Annotated in this window: 19 protein-coding genes; 3 read left to right on the top strand and 16 right to left on the bottom strand. The window is 49.9% G+C overall.

All coding sequences use genetic code 11. The features are described from left to right. Window positions 1-26: 26 nt before the first annotated feature. From traM to BUC01_RS11520, 13 genes are all read right to left on the bottom strand, one after another. On the bottom strand, window positions 27-1,379 hold the full coding sequence (gene traM / locus BUC01_RS11580; RefSeq protein ID WP_004291521.1) for a conjugative transposon protein TraM: 1,353 nt from the start codon (window positions 1,377-1,379) through the stop codon (window positions 27-29). Then, window positions 1,360-1,647, bottom strand: a complete 288-nt coding sequence (locus tag BUC01_RS11575; RefSeq protein WP_018697145.1) for a TraL conjugative transposon family protein — start codon at window positions 1,645-1,647, stop codon at window positions 1,360-1,362. The genes traM and BUC01_RS11575 overlap by 20 nt, the downstream gene beginning before the upstream one ends. A 27-nt stretch (window positions 1,648-1,674) precedes the next feature. After that, window positions 1,675-2,298 (bottom strand): conjugative transposon protein TraK, encoded by a 624-nt coding sequence (traK, locus tag BUC01_RS11570; protein WP_004291519.1) that lies wholly within the window; start codon window positions 2,296-2,298, stop codon window positions 1,675-1,677. A 31-nt stretch (window positions 2,299-2,329) separates the two neighbouring features. Continuing rightward, a complete protein-coding gene (gene traJ / locus BUC01_RS11565; protein ID WP_004291518.1) occupies window positions 2,330-3,334 on the bottom strand; it encodes a conjugative transposon protein TraJ in 1,005 nt (334 codons plus the stop codon). Between the two features lie 3 nt (window positions 3,335-3,337). Further along, window positions 3,338-3,967, bottom strand: coding sequence for a DUF4141 domain-containing protein (locus BUC01_RS11560; RefSeq protein ID WP_004304283.1), 630 nt, complete (start codon window positions 3,965-3,967; stop codon window positions 3,338-3,340). Window positions 3,968-3,990: 23 nt separating this feature from the next. Then, complete coding sequence (locus tag BUC01_RS11555) at window positions 3,991-4,371, bottom strand: DUF3876 domain-containing protein (protein WP_004291516.1); 381 nt, start codon at window positions 4,369-4,371, stop codon at window positions 3,991-3,993. A 40-nt stretch (window positions 4,372-4,411) separates the two neighbouring features. Further along, the gene (locus tag BUC01_RS11550) at window positions 4,412-6,916 is read right to left on the bottom strand and encodes a TraG family conjugative transposon ATPase (protein WP_004291515.1); all 2,505 of its coding nucleotides are present in this window, start codon (window positions 6,914-6,916) and stop codon (window positions 4,412-4,414) included. Next, window positions 6,913-7,245 (bottom strand): DUF4133 domain-containing protein, encoded by a 333-nt coding sequence (locus tag BUC01_RS11545; RefSeq protein ID WP_004291514.1) that lies wholly within the window; start codon window positions 7,243-7,245, stop codon window positions 6,913-6,915. Before BUC01_RS11545 ends, BUC01_RS11550 begins: the two co-directional genes overlap by 4 nt. Window positions 7,246-7,255: 10 nt before the next feature. After that, the gene (locus BUC01_RS11540; RefSeq protein WP_002560983.1) at window positions 7,256-7,573 is read right to left on the bottom strand and encodes a DUF4134 domain-containing protein; all 318 of its coding nucleotides are present in this window, start codon (window positions 7,571-7,573) and stop codon (window positions 7,256-7,258) included. 201 nt (window positions 7,574-7,774) lie between these two features. Further along, entirely contained in the window at window positions 7,775-8,503 is a 729-nt protein-coding gene (locus BUC01_RS11535) for a hypothetical protein (protein WP_004304280.1), read from the bottom strand. 16 nt (window positions 8,504-8,519) lie between these two features. Beyond that, complete coding sequence (locus tag BUC01_RS11530) at window positions 8,520-8,873, bottom strand: DUF3408 domain-containing protein (RefSeq protein ID WP_004291505.1); 354 nt, start codon at window positions 8,871-8,873, stop codon at window positions 8,520-8,522. A 2-nt stretch (window positions 8,874-8,875) separates the two neighbouring features. Continuing rightward, entirely contained in the window at window positions 8,876-9,316 is a 441-nt protein-coding gene (locus BUC01_RS11525) for a DUF3408 domain-containing protein (RefSeq protein ID WP_004291503.1), read from the bottom strand. 2 nt (window positions 9,317-9,318) lie between these two features. Then, window positions 9,319-10,368 (bottom strand): ParA family protein, encoded by a 1,050-nt coding sequence (locus BUC01_RS11520; protein WP_004291492.1) that lies wholly within the window; start codon window positions 10,366-10,368, stop codon window positions 9,319-9,321. Window positions 10,369-10,789: 421 nt separating this feature from the next. Here BUC01_RS11520 and mobA point away from each other — a divergent pair, with 421 nt between their 5' ends. The 3 genes from mobA to mobC are packed head-to-tail and all read left to right on the top strand — an operon-like array spanning window position 10,790 to window position 14,493. Continuing rightward, complete coding sequence (gene mobA, locus BUC01_RS11515) at window positions 10,790-11,218, top strand: conjugal transfer protein MobA (protein WP_004291488.1); 429 nt, start codon at window positions 10,790-10,792, stop codon at window positions 11,216-11,218. Beyond that, on the top strand, window positions 11,197-12,444 hold the full coding sequence (gene mobB, locus BUC01_RS11510; RefSeq protein WP_004291483.1) for a conjugal transfer protein MobB: 1,248 nt from the start codon (window positions 11,197-11,199) through the stop codon (window positions 12,442-12,444). The genes mobA and mobB overlap by 22 nt, the downstream gene beginning before the upstream one ends. Window positions 12,445-12,474: 30 nt before the next feature. After that, entirely contained in the window at window positions 12,475-14,493 is a 2,019-nt protein-coding gene (gene mobC, locus BUC01_RS11505) for a conjugal transfer protein MobC (protein WP_004291482.1), read from the top strand. A 131-nt stretch (window positions 14,494-14,624) separates the two neighbouring features. On the opposite strand, the gene BUC01_RS11500 is transcribed toward mobC, so the two are convergent. From BUC01_RS11500 to BUC01_RS11490, 3 genes are all read right to left on the bottom strand, one after another. Next, window positions 14,625-17,879 carry a P-loop NTPase fold protein gene (locus BUC01_RS11500; RefSeq protein WP_004291481.1) on the bottom strand — a complete coding sequence of 1,085 codons (3,255 nt, stop codon included), beginning with the start codon at window positions 17,877-17,879 and terminating at the stop codon, window positions 14,625-14,627. A gap of 16 nt (window positions 17,880-17,895) precedes the next feature. Next, on the bottom strand, window positions 17,896-19,026 hold the full coding sequence (locus tag BUC01_RS11495) for an ATP-binding protein (RefSeq protein WP_004291480.1): 1,131 nt from the start codon (window positions 19,024-19,026) through the stop codon (window positions 17,896-17,898). Window positions 19,027-19,327: 301 nt separating this feature from the next. After that, complete coding sequence (locus BUC01_RS11490) at window positions 19,328-19,933, bottom strand: RteC domain-containing protein (protein ID WP_004304269.1); 606 nt, start codon at window positions 19,931-19,933, stop codon at window positions 19,328-19,330. Window positions 19,934-19,972: the final 39 nt, after the last annotated feature.

The raw sequence follows: 19,972 nt of genomic DNA, 5'->3' as shown, positions 1-19,972 counted from the left end.
GATTTTAGTGGTAATTTTTATTGTTTTCAATATTTTTCTTGGTAAAGCATGACCCTGTACCCGGCTTTCAGATGCACCTTGACGGTTCGCATCTTTTTGGCGATGTACTGGCTCGTGCCTTGTATCAGCCCCTTGCCCAAGTCGGAGGCGAGCTGCGCCCCGGCATTGGTGGAGATGTTGATGCTGCTTCCCAGCGAGCCGCCCATGTTGGCGGCGACCTCCCGGACGGCGTTCATCTCCATCGAGTTCGGGATGAAGATGCCGGGCTGTCCGTCCGTGTCATAGACCGCAAGCTCCACGGGGATAATCGTGCCGTCGTATTCCAGCGAGGTAATCTCGATGTCGAGCCGCTCACCCTGTATCTTGCCCGTGCCGACCACCACCGCACCCCGGGGTATTGTCCTGCCTGCCACCGCCATAGGCTCCAGCAGGCGCAGCCTTACCGTCTGCCCGTCCGTCACGCTCTGCGCCCCATGCACGCACGCCGGTATGGTGTTCCTGTCCAATACCTCCGCCGTGCCGACAGCCGTGTTGAAACCCCGGTTGCGTTCCTGCGATAAGGCGGCGACAAACTCCGCGTTACTCATAGGCTGTGAGAGTGAAGAAACTACTTGATGCTCCACCTGTCTGATAGGCATTGCCTTGTTCTTCTTCCCTTTCTGCACGGTAGTTGGCTCTGCCCTCTGTTCCGCCGATGGCTGTCCTCCGTTCTGACCGCCCATGTACTTTGCCGCCAGCTCGTAGGACTTCTCCATAAGAGCCACCTGCTCGTCCATAGAGGAAGCCTTGCCCCTCTCGCTTTCCAGTTCCGACTCCAGCGATGCGATGCGCTCCAACAATTCGTCCATCTCCGCATTGTCGTTTTTCGGCTGGTCGTAGAAGTTTCCGAGCGTGGCGTTCAGGTCACGGTAGGCGGCTGCGGAGGACTGGATGGTCTGCGGCGTGGCTGGCTTTGCCCTTTCTTCCTTGCCGCCCGGATTGGCGAGGTCGAAGTCCACTCCGTTCTCCGTTCCCGCTATCTCGCGGTCGAACATGTCGCCCAGCTGCCCGATGGCACGGTTGCGGCTCTCCTGACGCTCTTCCATCTCCCCATGCTCGTAGGCTTTCAGCTTGTCGCCGATAATCTGCCGGTTCGCCTTGTCAGCGTCGGGCATCTCGGTGTTGTATCCGTCCGTTCCCGGCGGTTGCTCCTTGCCGGAGGACGGGGCGAATATCAGCCACATCGCCCCGATGAACACCAACACCATAGCGGGCAGCACGATCATCTTCTGCCGTTTCAGCCGTTGCGCCTCTGTCAGCGGTTCGCGCTCCTTTTTCGGTTTCCCCGTTTCGGGAGCAGCTTTGTTCTCTTTCGTCGGTTCATTCTTTGTCTGTTCCATATAAATAAGGTGTTAAGTGATTGCCTGTTTCCGCCGGGGTCGGCAGTTCCACCCGTCCGGCGTGTCCCGTTTCCATATGTGAGCCGTCGTTCCTGCCGATGTCATAGACGGCTCTGCCGAAGGTGTAAAGGGCAAGCACCGCGAAGGCGGCGAACATCCCCAGCACGATGCGGCGGCGTGTTTCCGGCGGCAAGCCGTCCAGATACCCTTTGAGACTTGCCGCCAAGCGTTTCCGTTTGTCGTGGAGTTTCCAATACATGCCCCACATTGATTTTCTGATACTTTTCATGTCCTGTTACCGTTTGATAGTCTGTAAATCCTTGTTCTCAATGATGGTGAAACCCTCGATGGTAAAACCGTTCGGGTTGTCATCCGACCGCGATGCGTTCAGCAGGCGGCAGGTGGTCACGAGGCTGCGCTCGGTGACGTTGCTCTGCCGGATGATTTTCTGTGTGGCGTAGGTCACGGCACGGTAGGGATAGGCGTTGAAGTCGCACACCACGCTGTCCACCTTCAGCACTTGGTTGATGTTCCCGGCGATGATGCGGTTGTAGTACCCCTTCTCCGCGAAGTCCGAATAATAGTGGTACACGCTCTTGTCCGCCAGCAGCAAGGCACGTTTCACGTTGTGTTCAATCGCGCTTTTTTCAGGTGATAGCGTGAAGAACATCTCGTGGAAACGGCGCACATGTTCCCGTGCCTCCGCCGGGCGGTTCTGCGACAAATCCTGAGACAAGGCGAGCATCAGGCTCTTGCCGTTGTCCAGCACATAGATTTTCTCCCGTTGCTTCTCTGCGAAACGGTAGGAGTTCCACACGCTCCACACCGTCACCACGGCGCACAGCGAGAGGAAGACGATACCGAACAGGCGTATCTGCCTGAACGACGATTCGATGTTTCTAAGTGATTTGAATTCCATTTATATTTTCCAATTTATGATTGCACATTGATTATTTCAGCAATTTGCCGACACGTCCGACTGCGTTTCCTGCGGCTGCACCCGCCACGCTGCCCGCCATGCTTCCGGCTCGTCCCGCCATCTGGTTCACGTTGCGACCGTAACCGCCCATGCCTCCGGCTTGGATAATCCAGCCCGCAACGGTGGGAATGGTAAAGTAGCCGATGATGCCGATGCAGAGGAATACGATATACACCCCGTCGCTCGAATCCAGCGAGAAGTTCGGGTCTGCCTGCATCCGCTCGATGTCGTTTTGCAGCATCAGAACCTGTATCTTCGCCAGTATGGTGCTGAACATGTCCGATACCGGTAGCCACAGATAGACCTGTATATAGCGGCATATCCACTGCGTGAGCGTGTTTTGGAAACCGTCCCATACCGACAGGGCGAAGGCTATCGGACCGAGAATCGCCAGCACCACGAGAAAGAAGGTGCGGACGGTGTCTATCACGAGGGCGGCGGCTTGGAACAGCAGTTCGAGTATCTCGCGGAAGAAGTCGCGGATGCTCTTCTTCATGTTGTACATTCCCCGGTCGATATACATTCCCGCCATCGTCACCATGTCGGAGGGCGACCAGCCGAGTTCCTCCAGTTGCTTGTCAAATTCCTCGTTGGACACGAGGTAGGCGGTTTCGGGGTTGCGTACCATCGCCTCGTATTCCAGTTTGTCCTTCTGCTCCCGGTATCGGTTCATGTCCAGCGTTTCCGCCTCCAGCATCTTTGCCGTGCCCTGTACGACGGGTGAGAGGATGCTGTTTATCGTGCCCAGCACCACAGTCGGGAAGAACATGATGCACAGACCGATGGCAAAAGGACGGAGCATCGGGAATACGTCTATCGGTTCAGCTCTCGCCAGCGACTGCCATACCCGGTAGGCGACGTAGAACAGCGCACCCAGCCCGGCGATGCCTTTCGCCACACCAGCCATGTCCCCACACAGCGGCATCATCTGCTCATAAAGTGAACGTAAAATCTGATGAAGGTTGTCGAACTTCATAGGCTACCAGTATCTTTCGTTCATGTTCCCGTACAGCCCCATGATGCGGTCGAGGTCGTTCTTCTTTTTCGCACGCAGGTAACTCACGGAGATGTTCTTGTTCGTGTAGTAGCTCACGAGGTTGCGGTAACGCTTCATCTTCGAGTGGCAGCGTTCCACCACGTCCATGCGCTCCTTGTCGGTCATGGAGAGCGTGGTGATGTTCACCACGTTCCTGAGTTCCGTCAACACTTCGTTGCTTTCCTCCAGCAGTTTCGTGTAGCCGAAAGCGATTGCGGAAAGCTCTTCGGGTCTGAAATTCCCGTCACGGAGCATCCGTTGGAAACTGTTCACATAGATGTCTGTGATGTCGCCCACCATCAGGATGGTCTGCTGCACCTTGCGGGCGTCCTTGACCAGATTGTTCACCGATTTGAGGGCATCGTAATACTTCTTGCCCTGCTGATAGATTTTCACCGTCTCCTGAAAGTTGCTCACCATGTTCGTGGCGGTCTTGGAGGTATGGATGATGTTTTTGGAGGCATTGATGATGCCCTGCGCTAGATTGCCCGGATCGCTTACGACCCACTGTGCGCTTGCCCTGCCCGCGAAAAGCAGGCACAGGCAGATAATCATTGTTATTCTTGTTCTCATGTTACTTTGGATTTTAGTGGTTGTTATTCTTCGGTCGGATGTCCCGGCTGCGGCTTCACCCGCACATAGTCCCCGTTTGGCGAGAAAGTCAGCACATCCGTGGCCTCGTTGTAGGACACGTCGATGCGGAAGCCGGTGTTCATGAACAGGTTGCCGTTCTCCTCCTGCAAGAGATAGGTTTCCGGCTTGAGCTTGCGGCGCAGACCGCTACGACGGAACACCGTCACTTTGTAGGCTTCGCCCTCCTTGTAGATAAGCACGTCAGGTTTTCCCTCCACGCTCTCCCAGTTCCCGCACAGCATGTCGCGGCGGTTGTCGGCCACGTCGCAGGATTGCAGCATCATGACCGCCAATCCGATAAGGCACTTGCTGACTTGCAGCATTTTCACTTTTGGTAAATTCATACGCGTTTTTCTTTTTTGGTTGATACATTCTGTTTTTTAGTTATTCCTTGTTTCTCCGCCTTTCGGCAAGCTGCCGGATGGCGGCTTCGATGTCGTCGCCCAGCTTCTCCGCCAGACGGTAAACCTCCACTTTTTCCGTTTCCTCGGTGGTGTACGCCAGATACTCTTCCGCGCTGACCTCCGTGGCATAGACCGCCGACTGCGTGCCGCCCAAGCCTATCCACACCTCCTTGTAGAGCCGTGAAGGGTTGTTCGCCATGTTGATGGAGAGTATCTGCGACTTCTCCTTTTCCGTCAGTCCGAGCAACGCCTGTATCTGGTCGAACTTGTTCATATATTTCCTTTGGTCAAGCAGGATTTTACAATCCGAGTTGTTGATAATGCTCTCTTTGACCACCGGAGAACTGATAATGTCGTCCACCTCCTGCGTCACCACGATTGCCTCGCCGTAATATTTTCTGACCGTCTTATACATATAGCGCAGATATTCAGCCATGTTCGCCGATGAGAGGGCCTTCCAAGCCTCTTCCACGATAAGCTGTTTCCGCACGCCTTTCAGCCGCCGCATCTTGTTGATGAAGGCTTCCATGATGATGATGGTCACGACGGGGAACAGTTCGCGGTTTTCTTTAATCGAATCTATCTCGAAGACGATGAACCGCTTGCCGAGCAGGTCGATGTTCTCCGTGGAGTTGAGCAGGAAATCGTAACGCCCGCCCCGGTAATACTGCCGCATGGTGGTGAGCATGTTGTCGATGTTGAAGTCGGACTTCTCCACCTTGATGTCACGCTGTGCCAGTTCCTTGCGGTAGTCGTCACGCATATACTCGTAGAAGGTGTTGAACGACGGCACGATGCTACGGTCGGATTGGATGCGCTCAATATAGGCACTCACGGCACTGCCCAGCTCGCCGCTCTCCGTCTTTGTCACCTTGTCGTCCTCCGACTTCCAGAGCGTCAGCAACAGGGTCTTGATGCTGTCCTTCTTCTCCACGTCGAAGATGTAATCGTCGGTGTAGAACGGGTTGAAGCTGATGGGCTTATCTTCCGTGTAGGTGAAATACACACCGTCCGCTCCGCCTGTCTTGCGTCGGATCATGCCGCACAAGCCCTGATAGGAGTTTCCCGTGTCCACCAATACCACATGTGCGCCTTGCTCATAATATTGGCGCACGAGGTGGTTCATGAAGAAAGACTTGCCGCTGCCCGAAGGACCCAGCACGAACTTGTTGCGGTTGGTCGTGATACCTCGCTTCATGGGCAGGTCGGAGATGTCAAGGTGCAGCGGTTTTCCCGTGAGCCTGTCCACCATCTTGATGCCGAAGGGCGAGAGCGAGCTGCGGTAGTTGGTTTCCTCTGTGAACAGGCACACCGCCTGTTCGATGAAGGTGTGGAAACTCTCTTCCGCCGGGAAGTCCGCCGCATTGCCGGGTATCGCCGCCCAGTAGAGTGTCGGGCAGTCGATGGTGTTGTGGCGCGGCACGCATTCCATGCTTGCCAACTGGCTGCCCACGTCGTTCTTGATATGCTTCAGTTCCTCCGCATCGTCGCTCCACGCCATGACGTTGAAGTGTGCCCGTACCGAGGTCAGTCCGTAGGAATGGGCTTCGTTCAGGTATTGGTCTATCCACTCGCGGTTGATGCTGTTGCTCCTTGAATAGCGAGATAGCGACTGCATGTTACGGGCGGACTTCTCGAACTTCTGCAAGGTTTCCTCACTGTTGTCTATCAGCACATACTGGTTGTAGATATGGTTGCAGGAGAGCAGAAGCCCCACCGGGGAGGCGAATGACAGTCGGCAGTCACTCCGGTCGGTGGAGAGCTTCTCGTAACGGGTGTCGGTAGCCACCTTGCCCGGCAGGTCTTCCGCGTCGGAGAGGGTGTGCAGACACAGGCGGTTGTCGCCGATGCGCATCTCCCTTGCCGAAAGCTCGATGTCCTGCAAGGTGGTGTCACCTTCCGGCATGAGCGAGAAGTAGCGTTCAATAAGTCCCGTCTTTCCCTCAGTACCCACAATCTCATCGGTGGAGAGGCGGCGCAGCCTGACAAGCCCGCTGTCGTTCATGATGCGCTCGAACTGTTCGCAGGCTTCCAAGAACTTGGTCGTGGTTTCCCTGTCCAGCTCCTTCGGGATGATATGTCCCCGGCACAGCGTGCTGAAATTGCTCTGCATCCGGTTACGCTCCTTTGTTGTCTTGGTCAGGTAGAGGTAGCAGGTGTGTTTCAGGTACGGACGCTCGTTGAAGTGACGCTCGAAAGAGCGGCTTAAAAAGCTCATGTCGTCCTTCTGAAGCTCCGGTTTGTAGCGTTCCTTGATGAACCAGTCCTGTTTGTGGACGACGGAGTAGTCCGGCAGCACCTTGATAGCCTTGCACCAGCAACTGTGTATCGCCTCGTACTCCGCACCCGTCACGGTGTAAAGTTCCGGTAGTTCCACCTCGAAAGCCACCGTGATGTCGGCGTCCTTTGAGATGATGCAGCCATGCTCCACCGCTAAAAGTGGGAACCTGTTTTCCAGTGTTGTCATTTTCGATGTATTCCTCATTGTCTTTCTTCCTTTCGTTGTCGTTTGAACAGACGGGTTATCCGCCGCCGGTTGATAAGGTATCGGGGATGGCTCCGTGCCGCTCCTAATTTCATCAGCCCGTGTTCACCGTACCGGGCGTTCAGCGCGAAGGTCTGCCATACAAGGAGGGAGGACGATGCCGCGCCGAAGCCGATACATATCCACTGGTCGATACCGACCATGTAGAGGATGACGAACAGGACGAAGAGAGCCAGCAGACCTCCGCAGAAGATGAAGAGGTACTGTGCCTTCAAGCCCTTGAACTCTACCGGACGGCCGATACCCTTGTTGATTGGGTATTCAGCCATACATTATTTATTAAAGGAAGAATGAGCGCAGGATGGTGGCGGCAACAATCAGGAAGATGCACGCGCCGAACCACGAGGCGGCTGTCTTGCTGGTGTCGGGGTCGCCCGATGAAAACTTGCCGTACACTTTTACGCCCCCGATAAGCCCGACGACTGCACCGATGGCGTATATCAGTTTAGTTCCGGGGTCGAAATAAGAACTCACCATAGAGGTGGCTTCGTTGATGCCCGCGATGCCGTTTCCCTGCGCGAAAGCGGAGGCGGTTGCGGCGATGACAAGTGCCGCGGAGAGGATTGCTTTTCTGTTTTTCAAGATGTTCTTGTTCATAAACTGTTCTTGTTTTTTGCCGTCAAAAGGGTGGATGGTCCTTTGTCGGGCGGTTGATACTTTGTTTCTTTACTTTGGTTTTAGTGGATGCCCGTTTGTTTCCACGGACGTGGGCGTGTCCGTTGCGGATGGGGATGCGCCTTGCGTTTCCTCGCCGCGTGGGTTGATGTCATTCTTTCATGTTCATTTCTTTTATTGTTGTCATACATAGTTGCGAATGTCGAACTCCTCGATGTTGTCCGGCACGACGAACTCCTTTTCAGATTTCTTCAGCCGAATCTCGATAAGCCCCTTGATGCGGATGCCTATCTCCGAAGAGCCTTCCATCATTTTCTCGTACAACTCCGTGCCCTCCATGTCGGTGAACACCTTAGCCGCCTTTTCACGTTCCGCCTGTGTCGCGTCCGGGTTTTTGGCGGTCTTGCAGGCGTCGTCAATCTCGTCAAAGCTGCTGCCCGAAGCCCGTGGCGTGTCCGAGGCGTCCTCTTCCGGTTCGTCGTCCCCGTATCCCAGTTCCTCCGGCGGTATGCTCGTGAAGGTCTCATCGAGTTTTTCCTCCGGGACTTGTGCCGGGCGGGATGCGTTTCCCGTTTTTCCGTCGTCAAAAGTAGCCTCTTCCTCCGACAGCTCAATGCCTTTTTCAATAGTGGCGGCTTCTTGCGTCGGTATGGCAGCGGTTGTCCGGGTGGATGCCATCCTGAAACGGCTCTTGCCGATGATGTCCGCCTTTTCCGCAGGGACTTCCTCGTGTGCCGCTATGCGTTTAGCCTCATTCCCGTCCAGTGACCGCCATAATCCGACAATGCCCTTGAAGAAGCGGACAATCCGCGTGTCCATGATGCGCTCGTAAAGGAGCAGGAACAGGAACCAGAGGTTGCAGCCGACCGATACCGCCAGCAGAATGTCTGTCATGCTGATTGTGTAATTCATATCCTTCCGTTTTTGGTTAGAATACTGAATTGTAATTTCGGGCATAAAGGCTCTTTATCGCATCTTCGCACTGGTTGAAGTGGTGCGTCAGCACATGGTCGATGTAAGCGGACAGCGTAAGCCGGTCATGCCCGATTACACGGGTGATACGCATGATACGCTCGTGGTACTCCGGGCGCACATACGCCATCTTCCCCTCACGTGCCTTTACTTCCGGGTCGCGGATGAACAGGCGTTCATAGTCCTTCTCACTGCATTTGCCGCTTACCGGGACAGGCGACAGTATTTCCACACTCGCCTGCACTTGGGTAAACATACCTCCGCAGTCTTGCTGTGGTCTTTTTTCATTCGGTGTCATTTCTTTTTCCATTTTCAAATCAGATCTTCACGTTGTTTCTTGTACAGTTCGTTGATTCTCTCCTTGTGCTGTTCCAGATGCTGGCGCAGCACGGTATCCACATATCCGCCTACTGAGATTTCCCCTCCGGCGATGTCGTTCACGATTCTGAGGATCTTGCCGTGGACGTCACGGCTGATATAGACACATTGGCGGGTCTTTATCTCGTTGCGGCGCAGGAATAGCTCGTTGTAGTCCTCGTCCTGCCTTTTCCGGCGTCCACTTTCCCTCTGCGCTTTTTCCCGTGTTACGGGTTGCACAGGAGATGGTTCCGGTGCGGCGGTGTCCTCTTCGGTCGGTGCAGCTGCGGGTACTTCCTGTGCGGGGCGCAGTGTCCCGTCCTGTGTGCGCCGCCCGATGGAGGCTAACAGCAGTTCCTCGTCGATGCCTTCCGTGTTCACTTTCCTGCTGCCCATGCTCACTGCGGTCTGATGATGTCGCTTATCTCTTCGGAAAACTCCCGGATGCCACTCCCTTTCAGCAGTGCCGTGTCCATCGGGAAGATGGTGGAGCGGAAAACGCTCTTGCGCTCTTCCGAAAGGTCACGGCGGAACTTCTTGCTGTCGGGCAAGCGGGTGGAAAGTACCGGAAAGCCCATTTCGGCTATCACTTCCTCGTAGATGCCGTACAAGTCGTTCCTCTCCCTGCCGTCCACCATCGTCCAGAACAGATGCAGCCCCTTTGTTTTCGCCTGTCCGGTAGTCATCAGCCTGTCGCGGAACATCGTGACGAATTTCAGGGTACTCTCCACGACAAAGCGGTCGGCACTCAGCGGAGTGAAAATGTAGTCCATCTGCGAGAGCGTCTTTATCACGCCGTTGCTTCGGAGTGTGCCGGGCATGTCGAAGAACACCACGTCGGGTTTCACGTCCTCAGTGGCAATCATCCTCTCGGCATCGTCGAGGGCGTTCACCGCATTGCTTTTGACGATGGTGTAGGCGTTCTTTTTGATCCGGCGGAAATGGTCGCAAGCGAGAGCCTTGAAGTAGGTGCTGCTGTCGATAAGCCCCATTTCGTGTTCGCGCAGCCCGTGGATGCTGTGCTGCGGGTCGTCGCAGTCCACGACGGCGACATTGTAGCCTTTCACGTTGTGCAGGTAGCTGGCGGCAAGTGCCGTGACAGTGGATTTGCCGATGCCACCTTTCTGTGTTGCGAATGCAACGAAGATTTCCTTACTCATAGTTCCATTTATTTTAATTGTTGATGATTTGTTTTTCTGTTTCCATACGGATTTGGCTGTCGCACCATCCGCTTCCGTGACTACACACGCAGGCGGGTCGTCGCGTATCCGGTTCTGTGGTGAAGCGGTGCGTCGGACAAATGGTGATTGACGACATTGCGTCATGAAGTCATTGAATCCATACGTCACCGAATTGTCGGAGAACCGGGTTTCCGACGGTTCGGGTATCCGTTTCGGCAAGTATCCGAAGAAGCGGATTTCCGGGTATTTGAATGTTCCGTTTATCATATCTTCAAATCGTTCGTTTCTTGAATCATGCTGCAAATAAACAAGTATATTTTGGAACCTGTATCACTTCTCCGGCAAGTGGCGGCACGTTGCGCCGGTTGGCAGTCATTGACCGGGTCAAGCATCTGTCCGATACCGCTTTAAGGGCGTAACTTTGCACCCGGACAGCAGGGTTCGCCGATGACGCGCGGCCCGGAGTCCTGAAAGGTATTTTCCCAATCCGTCCCCTGACGGATTTTTATGTTCACCTGAACATAGCAAGATGTCTTTTCAGCCGCTCAAAATATTTTGAGCAGCCACGAAAAGCACTTGCCCTTGCAGGGGGCGGGCTTTCCCTCCGAAGTCGGGAAGCCTTTCAGAACTGCGGTGCTGTAATCCGAAGCGGCGGCTTATGCCGTCAATCCGCTAAATCCAAAGTAATATGAAAGAGAAAAGGAAAAGCAAATCAGGGAGAAATCCCAAACTTGATCCGGCGGTGTACCGGTACACCGTCCGTTTCAACGAGGAGGAACACAACCGTTTCCTCGCCATGTTCGGAAAATCGGGTGTCTATGCACGGTCTGTTTTCCTCAAAGCGCACTTCTTCGGGCAACCGTTCAAGGTGCTGAAGGTGGACAAGACGTTGGTGGACTATTACACCAAACTGTCGGATTTTCATGCACAATTCCGTGCCGTGGGTACGAATTACAACCAAGTCGTGAAGGAACTGAGGCTGCATTTTTCAGAGAAAAAGGCGATGGCGTTGCTCTACAAATTAGAGCAACACACCGTCGAACTCGTGAAACTGAGCCGCCGGATTGTGGAACTTTCAAGGGAAATGGAGGCAAAATGGTCGCAAAAATCAGTGTAGGAAGTTCGTTGTACGGCGCGATTGCCTACAACGGGGAGAAGATTAACGAGGCGCAGGGGCGGCTTCTCACCACCAACCGCATCTACAATGACGGTTCGGGAACGGTGGACATAGGCAAGGCGATGGAGGGTTTTCTCACCTTCCTGCCACCGCAGATGAAGATCGAGAAGCCGGTGGTGCATATCTCTCTCAACCCGCACCCGGAGGATGTGCTGACCGATATTGAGTTGCAGAATATCGCCCGCGAGTATCTGGAAAAACTCGGTTTCGGAAACCAGCCTTATCTTGTATTCAAGCACGAGGACATCGACCGCCACCACCTGCACATCGTGACGGTCAACGTGGACGAGAACGGGAAAAGGCTCAACCGGGATTTTCTCTACCGCCGCAGCGACCGTATCCGCAGGGAACTGGAACAGAAGTACGGATTGCATCCGGCAGAACGTAAAAATCAGAGATTGGATAATCCGTTGCGCAAGGTGGCCGCATCGGCAGGTGATGTGAAGAAGCAGGTAGGCAACACCGTGAAGGCTCTGAATGGGCAGTACCGTTTCCAGACGATGGGCGAATACCGTGCGCTCCTTTCCTTATATAATATGACGGTGGAGGAAGCGAGGGGCAACGTGCGCGGACGGGAGTATCACGGGCTGGTCTATTCCGTCACGGACGACAAGGGTAACAAGGTGGGCAACCCGTTCAAATCCTCGCTTTTCGGGAAGTCCGCAGGCTATGAAGCCGTACAGAAGAAGTTTGTCCGTTCCAAATCGGAAATCAAGGATAGGAAACTGGCAGACATGACGAAACGCACCGTCCTTTCCGTGCTGCAAGGCACTTATGACAAGGACAAATTTGTATCCCAACTCAAAGAGAAGGGCATCGACACCGTACTGCGCTACACAGAGGAAGGGCGCATCTATGGGGCTACCTTCATCGACCACCGCACGGGATGCGTGCTGAACGGTTCGCGCATGGGTAAGGAGCTTTCGGCGAATGCCTTGCAGGAACACTTCACCCTGCCATACGCCGGACAACCGCCGATACCGCTATCCATCCCTGTGGATGCTGCGGACAAGGCACACGGGCAGACCGCCTACGACAGTGAAGATATATCGGGCGGTATGGGCTTGCTCACTCCCGAAGGTCCGGCGGTAGATGCCGAGGAAGAGGCTTTCATCCGGGCGATGAAGCGCAAAAAGAAGAAAAAACGCAAGGGCTTGGGTATGTAATCAGAGTATCAACAATTAAAAAATCAATGTATGTCACAACAAGAAGACGATTTGAGGGCATTGGCGAAAATCATGGATTTTCTGCGTGCCGTGAGTATCATTTTAGTGGTCATGAACGTGTACTGGTTCTGCTACGAAGCCATCCGGCTGTGGGGCGTGAACATCGGCGTGGTGGACAAAATCCTTCTGAACTTCGACCGCACGGCGGGGCTGTTCCATTCCATTCTCTACACGAAGCTGTTTTCCGTCCTTTTGCTTGCCTTGTCCTGTCTGGGTACGAAGGGTGTCAAGGGTGAGAAAATCACTTGGGGGAGAATCTGGACAGCATTTGCCGTCGGGTTCGTGCTGTTTTTCCTGAACTGGTGGTTGCTGCCCCTGCCGCTGCCGCTTGAAGCGGTGACGGGACTGTATGTCCTTACCATTGGAACGGGCTATGTCTGCCTGTTGATGGGTGGTCTGTGGATGAGCCGCCTGTTGAAACACAATTTGATGGAGGATGTTTTCAACAACGAGAACGAGAGTTTCATGCAGGAAACGAGGCTTATCGAAAGCGAGTATTCGGTCAATCTGCCGACACGTTTCTATTACAGGAAACGCTGGAACAACGGTTGGATCAATGTAGTTAATCCCTTCCGTGCGTCCATCGTGTTGGGTACGCCGGGCAGCGGCAAGTCCTATGCCGTGGTAAACAATTTTATCAAGCAACAGATTGAAAAGGGCTTTAGTCAATACATCTACGATTTCAAGTATCCCGACCTATCTACTATTGCCTACAACCATTTGCTGAACCACCCGGACGGCTACAAGGTAAAGCCGAAGTTCTATGTGATCAACTTCGACGACCCGCGACGCTCTCATCGGTGCAATCCCATTCACCCGGATTTTATGGAAGATATTACGGATGCCTATGAGAGTGCCTACACAATAATGCTCAACCTCAATAAAACGTGGGTGCAAAAGCAGGGCGACTTCTTCGTGGAGTCACCTATCATTCTGTTTGCCAGTATTATCTGGTATCTCAAAATCTATCAGAACGGGAAGTTTTGCACGTTTCCCCATGCTATCGAGTTTCTGAACCGCCGTTACGAGGATATATTTCCGATACTGACCTCTTATCCGGAGCTGGAGAACTACCTTTCGCCGTTCATGGATGCGTGGCTTGGAGGGGCTGCGGAGCAGCTCATGGGTCAGATAGCGTCGGCAAAAATCCCGCTTTCGAGGATGATTTCACCGCAGCTCTACTGGGTGATGTCAGACAGCGAGTTTACGCTGGACATCAACAATCCCGAAGAGCCGAAAATCCTCTGCGTGGGTAACAATCCCGACCGTCAGAATATCTACGGTGCGGCACTCGGTCTGTATAATTCCCGTATCGTGAAGCTCATCAACAAGAAGGGGATGCTGAAGTCATCGGTCATCATCGACGAGTTGCCCACAATATACTTCAAAGGGTTGGACAATCTTATAGCTACCGCCCGAAGCAACAAGGTTGCCGTGTGTCTGGGCTTTCAGGATTTCAGCCAGTTAGTGCGTGACTACGGGGACAAAGAGGCGAAAGTGGTGATGAACACTGTCGGCAATATTTTCTCCGGTCAGGTGGTGGGGGAAACAGCCAAGACGCTCTCCGAGCGGTTCGGTAAGGTGTTGCAGAAACGGCAGTCCATCTCCATCAACCGGCAGGATGTTTCCACCTCCATCAACACGCAGATGGACGCGCTCATTCCACCGAGTAAGATTTCCGGGCTTACGCAGGGAATGTTTGTCGGTTCTGTATCCGACAACTTCAACGAGCGTATCGAGCAGAAGATTTTTCATTGCGAGATTGTGGTGGATGCCGAAAAGGTGAAACGGGAAGAAAGTGCCTACAAGAAAATTCCCGTCATTACAAACTTCACGGACGAGGACGGCAACGACCGCATGAAGGAAACGGTGCAGGCGAACTACCGGCGCATCAAGGAAGAGGTGAAGCAGATTGTGCAGGAGGAACTGGAGCGTATCAAAAACGATCCGGTGCTGTGTAAACTGCTACCAGATAATGAGACTGTCTAACAAGTCCCCAAAATTGAAAATTATCCCTATCGAAGTTTGAAGTGACCCCCAAAAGTTGGATACAATTTTTTTGGGGGGCACTTCAGTTCTGACGGGTAAAATCGTAAAATTCGGACTTGTTAGACAAATACTTACGCGGTTTCAACCTCAGGTACTGAATCTATCGAATTGACAAATTTAACCAATTGCGGATCTGAATCTTTTTGTATGAGGTTTCGGAGACTCTTTTTCAATTCATAAGCATCATCCCCTGCTGTATTTATTAAATCCATATAAAAATCTTTGTTTTGCAGAATCAATGAACGGCATGCCCCATCGGAAATTACAGGTTTCACTATTTTATCAATAACGTCTCCAGCTTGACTTTTCAAATTACCATGCGATCTAAGCCATGTTTCGAAAAATTGAAACTTTATTGCATTGATAGTCTTTTTACCGATGCAGAAATCATTTCTTATATCGGTAACTGTCGATTTAATTTTTCGTTTATCCAATCTTTCAACTATATTCTTGAAACAATTAGGGAAAGGATTCAAACTTTGAGTTCCAGAAGCAATATCCATCAGAATCTTTTTGCCAAATTCAGTCAAGTTATCTGGCAAGGATTTGATTTTAGCCAGTAAATGTTTTATTGCGACAAACCAATAATATGATGTATGTGCTGTTCTTTGGGCGTATAATGTATCAACACTTATTTCAGACAACGCTTCGAACGCTATTTTATTGATATGATCGGTCAGGACATTGCTTATTTTAGTGGTCAAATCGTAAAAAGATGCGTCAGGAATTACATCTTTAATATTGTTCTTAGTGATATACTTATCCAAATCGGTATTCCACTCTGCTAAATGCTCGATAAATACCTCATCCGTTACACCTATTCTGTTCTTAATATCTTCAAATTGGGGCAATATGTCTGAGAGCAATAATTTATAGCCAAGTTTATGATTTACCATGTATTGTAGTGTTTCATTTAATAGCGGTATATTCCATCCCACACTATTTACTAATAAGTCTCCATGATCCACATAATAGTCCATGAGTTCTGCAACATATTTTATATCTCCACCCTCTATTAAGGAAACGGAATGACCATGTGCCAATTGCATGGCGACTAAATCGTAATATCCAGACTCTTTAATGTTTCGGCCATCAGTTTCTAATTCAGAATGCAACTGATTTATGTAGGTTGAATCTAACGTTACAGGTAAAGGTCTTTCTTCGTCAGATGCCAATAAACGATAGGTTGTAAATATAGCCCCTATATTATCTTTATTTACATTCTGTTCATCAATGCAATTCGTGATCGCTTGCAAAAGCGTTGGAAACGTATAGGTAGAATTATCTTTTAACGTTTTTACAATATCTGCATGGTCGAAATTATCGGGTAGTAAGTTTGCCAAATAATTATCGAGCGCCTCCGAATTTGTTGCTACTTGATAATATTTATATGCTTTAGTTGTCGCGTTATCCCGATAGGCAGCATCTGTTGCATTTGCAGCTTGAATATAATCGATAAATGTATTTGGCTTGACTGTTTTTGCTTCAATCAATGACGTAAAATCGCACGCCAACTTATTTTGCGCAATAAACCTGTCTATTGCATCTAACGTTTTGAAATAGTCGCCGCCATTGAAGTCATTGAACCGAACTATCTTCTTATATAATTGAGCAATCACATGGTTTTGGCTTTCCGTGTCTAAATGCAACAGCAGTTCTTGGTATTCGACAGGGAACACCTGCTTCTCTATGGATTCTTTTAATTTCAATTGTGCTATTCTTTGCCATACACGCAGAATAACATCGCTCTTTCGAGTTAATTTATGCAAACAATGTATAATCTTATCGATAAGCGCATTGTCCATACATTGTATAACTTCTTCTAATACAGTGTCAAATTGTTTATTAGTCTCTGCATATTGATTTATGTCGTGGTCTTCTTCTCCGTTGATGCAGCCTTCAATATATTTTTTCAATGGAATTTGTCGAGCATCTTCAACATCGACACCATATACCAAAGCTGCAATTTCGCGTTGTGTTTGCAGATCATTGTTAATTATTGTTTGAATGCCATTCAGATAGTCGCCGGACAATATTTGTTCTACTGGATTTGCCAGAATATCCGTCTTCTTCAAACAGAACAATGCTATGTTTATCATCAAAATTTCGTTACACCACTCTTGTTTAAGAGCGACCATCTCATTGATATATGATATAATTTCCCTAACATTGGCATTAGGATTTACCAATCTGAATATCCGATTTATAGTTTCTTTCGCTTCATTTTCTGTTTCTCCAAATGCTTCAACAAACAGTTTGTTGAATATACTTCGATAGTCGGTAATAACAGGAGGAGCAACACGATAAACAATAGGGAAAGTTTTATTGATAAAATACTTGGTCAGTTGTTTCGTTTGTTCGTCGGTCTCATCTCCGAATGCACAAGCTAAATGTGTTTCATCGAAAGGAATAACAGCCCAAACATTTTCAAAACCGCTATCGGCGAAGAACGTATGGATAGAAGACCATAATTCTTTTACTTTTTCAGCGGGGAGACGATCCATGTTGTCAAAAACAAGGACTAATTTACGTTGTCCTTTTTCCTTGATAAAATCAGAAATGTCTTGCATCCATGTTTTGAACTCGTAAACCGTTGGTTCGTCTTCGCTCAAAGTCTCATAGCAAACGTCCTTTTCGACTTTATCTTGATAAATAGCTAACATATAACTCCATCCATATTTATGATCTTTGCTATATGCCCATTTCCAAACGCACAATGCAATAAGAACTGGCAGTGCAGCTATGATAATAGACAATAAAGAAAACCACCATGTTGTGGGTGTAGGTTTTACTGCATACGCAATAAATGTAAATATCGGAGTTAAAACTGCAACCAAAAATGCCGCAACCATACCATTACTGATAAGGGGATATTTTTCGGTTACGGTCTCCGTTTTACGGGCTAATAAATATTTCAGCTTTTCAGACCATGATACGGTTTTCGTACCTCCACCTTTGACTTTTATTGTTGCATTTCCAGATAGGATACCATCATCAATAAGTTTGCTTGTAAGCAATTCCAATATAGAGCGGCGTTGCAAGTCCTCTTGATGTCCCCATGCGTCATACTCAAAAAAGTAATAGTCGTCTGATAATTCACGTTCCAACATTTTAACCACGTTGGATTTTCCAGATCCCCAAATACCTTCGATGCCGATAATTCGAGGTAAAGTACATTCCTCATCCAATGAATCATTCTGACAAAAATGGCGAGCAATAGTTTTTGCCAACCTTTCTTGCGAACCTCCATCGAATTTGTCAATACCACACGGTTTATTTTGGATAAACCGCGGATATTGCTGTTTGGATTGTAGTTTTGTTTCCATATACGTAATTTATTGATTATACGAACTCCAAATAATTCTCCCGATTTACCACATGAAACTCGGCATAGGGATAGGCTTCTTGGAAGGCTTTCGGTGCGGCCGGCATTTTATTTCCCCACTTGAACTCCAAGGCGGTAAGACTGTCGGCACTCTCCTCAATCAGGTCGATTTCCTGTTTGTCGTAGGTGCGCCAGAAATAGAACTCCCTGTGCAGTCCCTCATTGAAGTTCGCTTTGCGCCGCTCTCCGATGATGTAGTTCTCCCACAGCGCACCGACATCCTGCCGAATGGCCAGCGGTGAGAAAGCCCCGATAATGGCATTGCGAATGCCGTTGTCGTAGAAGTACCACTTGCCAGCTTTTGTAACCTCCTTGCGTAGGTTACGCGAATAAGCCCCCAGACGATAGATAACGAAGACCTTTTCCAATAGGTCGAGGTATTTTTCAACGGTCGTCTTGCTCATGCCGAGTTGTTTACCTAACTCTTCGTAAGAAACTTCGCTGCCCAACTGAAAAGCTATCAATCGCAGTAGATCGCGCATCTTGCTCGAATTTTTTAAGCCGTCAATTGCTAAGATATCTTTAAGCAGGTATGCACCGACAATATCACGTAGGTAGTCTGTTTTACGTTCATAGTTCTCCATCATTACTACTTCGGGATAGGAACCGTAAATCAAGCGCGCTTCGAGGTTCTGGCGGGTTTCAAGTGCCGTTTCCGTCTGTGCGATTTCCCGTTGCGAGAATGGTGTAAGGAGAAATTGCGTACTGCGGCCGACCAACGGTTCACCAGTCTTATTCAGCAAATCGAATGACGAAGAACCACTTGCCAAGACACTTATTCCCGGTATTTCATCAACTATCAACTTCAGAATACTACCGATTTGTGGTATGTTCTGTGCCTCATCAATAGCCAGCAAATCAATACCATCCAATAAATGCCGATAATTGGCTATTGAGCGATTCTCCAATAGTGCTAATGTGTCGTAGTCTTCGCCGTTGAGCATCATCGTCCTACCTGAATAGTTGTCCACAATTTTACGCATCATTACCGTTTTACCAACACGGCGAGCACCAAAAATCAGTACTGCTTTATTGGGCGCGATTCGTGCTGTAATCTTCTCTTGAAGTATTCTATTTACTGTTTCCATACCTTATAAAATATAATGCAAAGATAATCATATTTTTTTAATTGGCGAATTTTACAAAAAAAACGGGCTATTAAATGGCGATTTTTACAACCACAATCTTATGGAAGTTGTTTCATTGTTTTTAGTAATGATATATGTTCATACTATGATGACTCAATAATTTACCAGACATACGTTTCTGAAATTTGTCCTTATAGGAATGAAAAACTCACATATATTGTGCTAATTAATATATAATTAAATGAAAATAAAAAGACAGGATACGAGTATTCCTGTCTTCTCATATGTAATGGATATTTTTTTATTTTCTCATCCGCTCCAACTCCTCATCACGCAACATTCTCTCGTTCAGTTTTTCCTGCATCCTGTCAATGAAATAGGTGCGGCTTTCGTTCTTCCGGCGTTTGATATCAGTGTAGAAGCGGTAGCAGTCTTTAGAATCAACCCCGAATATCTTATAGAGAAGTGGGGCGAGCTGTTTGAGCGGCATATTGCCGTTGTTGATGCAGCCCATCACGTCTATGCCGTAGATAAGTTCCACGAGGTCGATGGCATTGCCCGTCCATTGAAGAAGGCTGGCGGTGGTTTCTGTTGCGTTGTTGGCGGATATTAGTGGTGGCACTTGGGGCGTGGCAAGGAATTTCTGCATCTTTCTTACGAAAGACAGAGCCTTGCTGACGTAGGCGGCAATCTCTCTTTTTTCTTCTGACAGATTACGTACGGGATGGTGCTGCAACTCGATTTCGATGTAGGCAAGCGCGATGACGGTAAGGTTCATGTCCATGCCGCCGTTGCACAGTTCGATCACTTGGGTGGCGAAAGCCGTGTATGCCGTTTCCATATTGCAGTCGCCGGCTTCGTTTATCAGGCGGAAAAAGTCGGTTTCCGCCAGCAAGAAATAATTCATGGTTCTGTCAATTTTGAAAATTACACTTTGTTTTCTGCG

This window comes from Bacteroides stercorirosoris, assembly GCF_900142015.1.
In the GTDB taxonomy this organism is placed as follows: Bacteria; Bacteroidota; Bacteroidia; order Bacteroidales; family Bacteroidaceae; genus Bacteroides; species Bacteroides stercorirosoris.
This window is presented reverse-complemented; position numbering and strand designations above follow the sequence as displayed.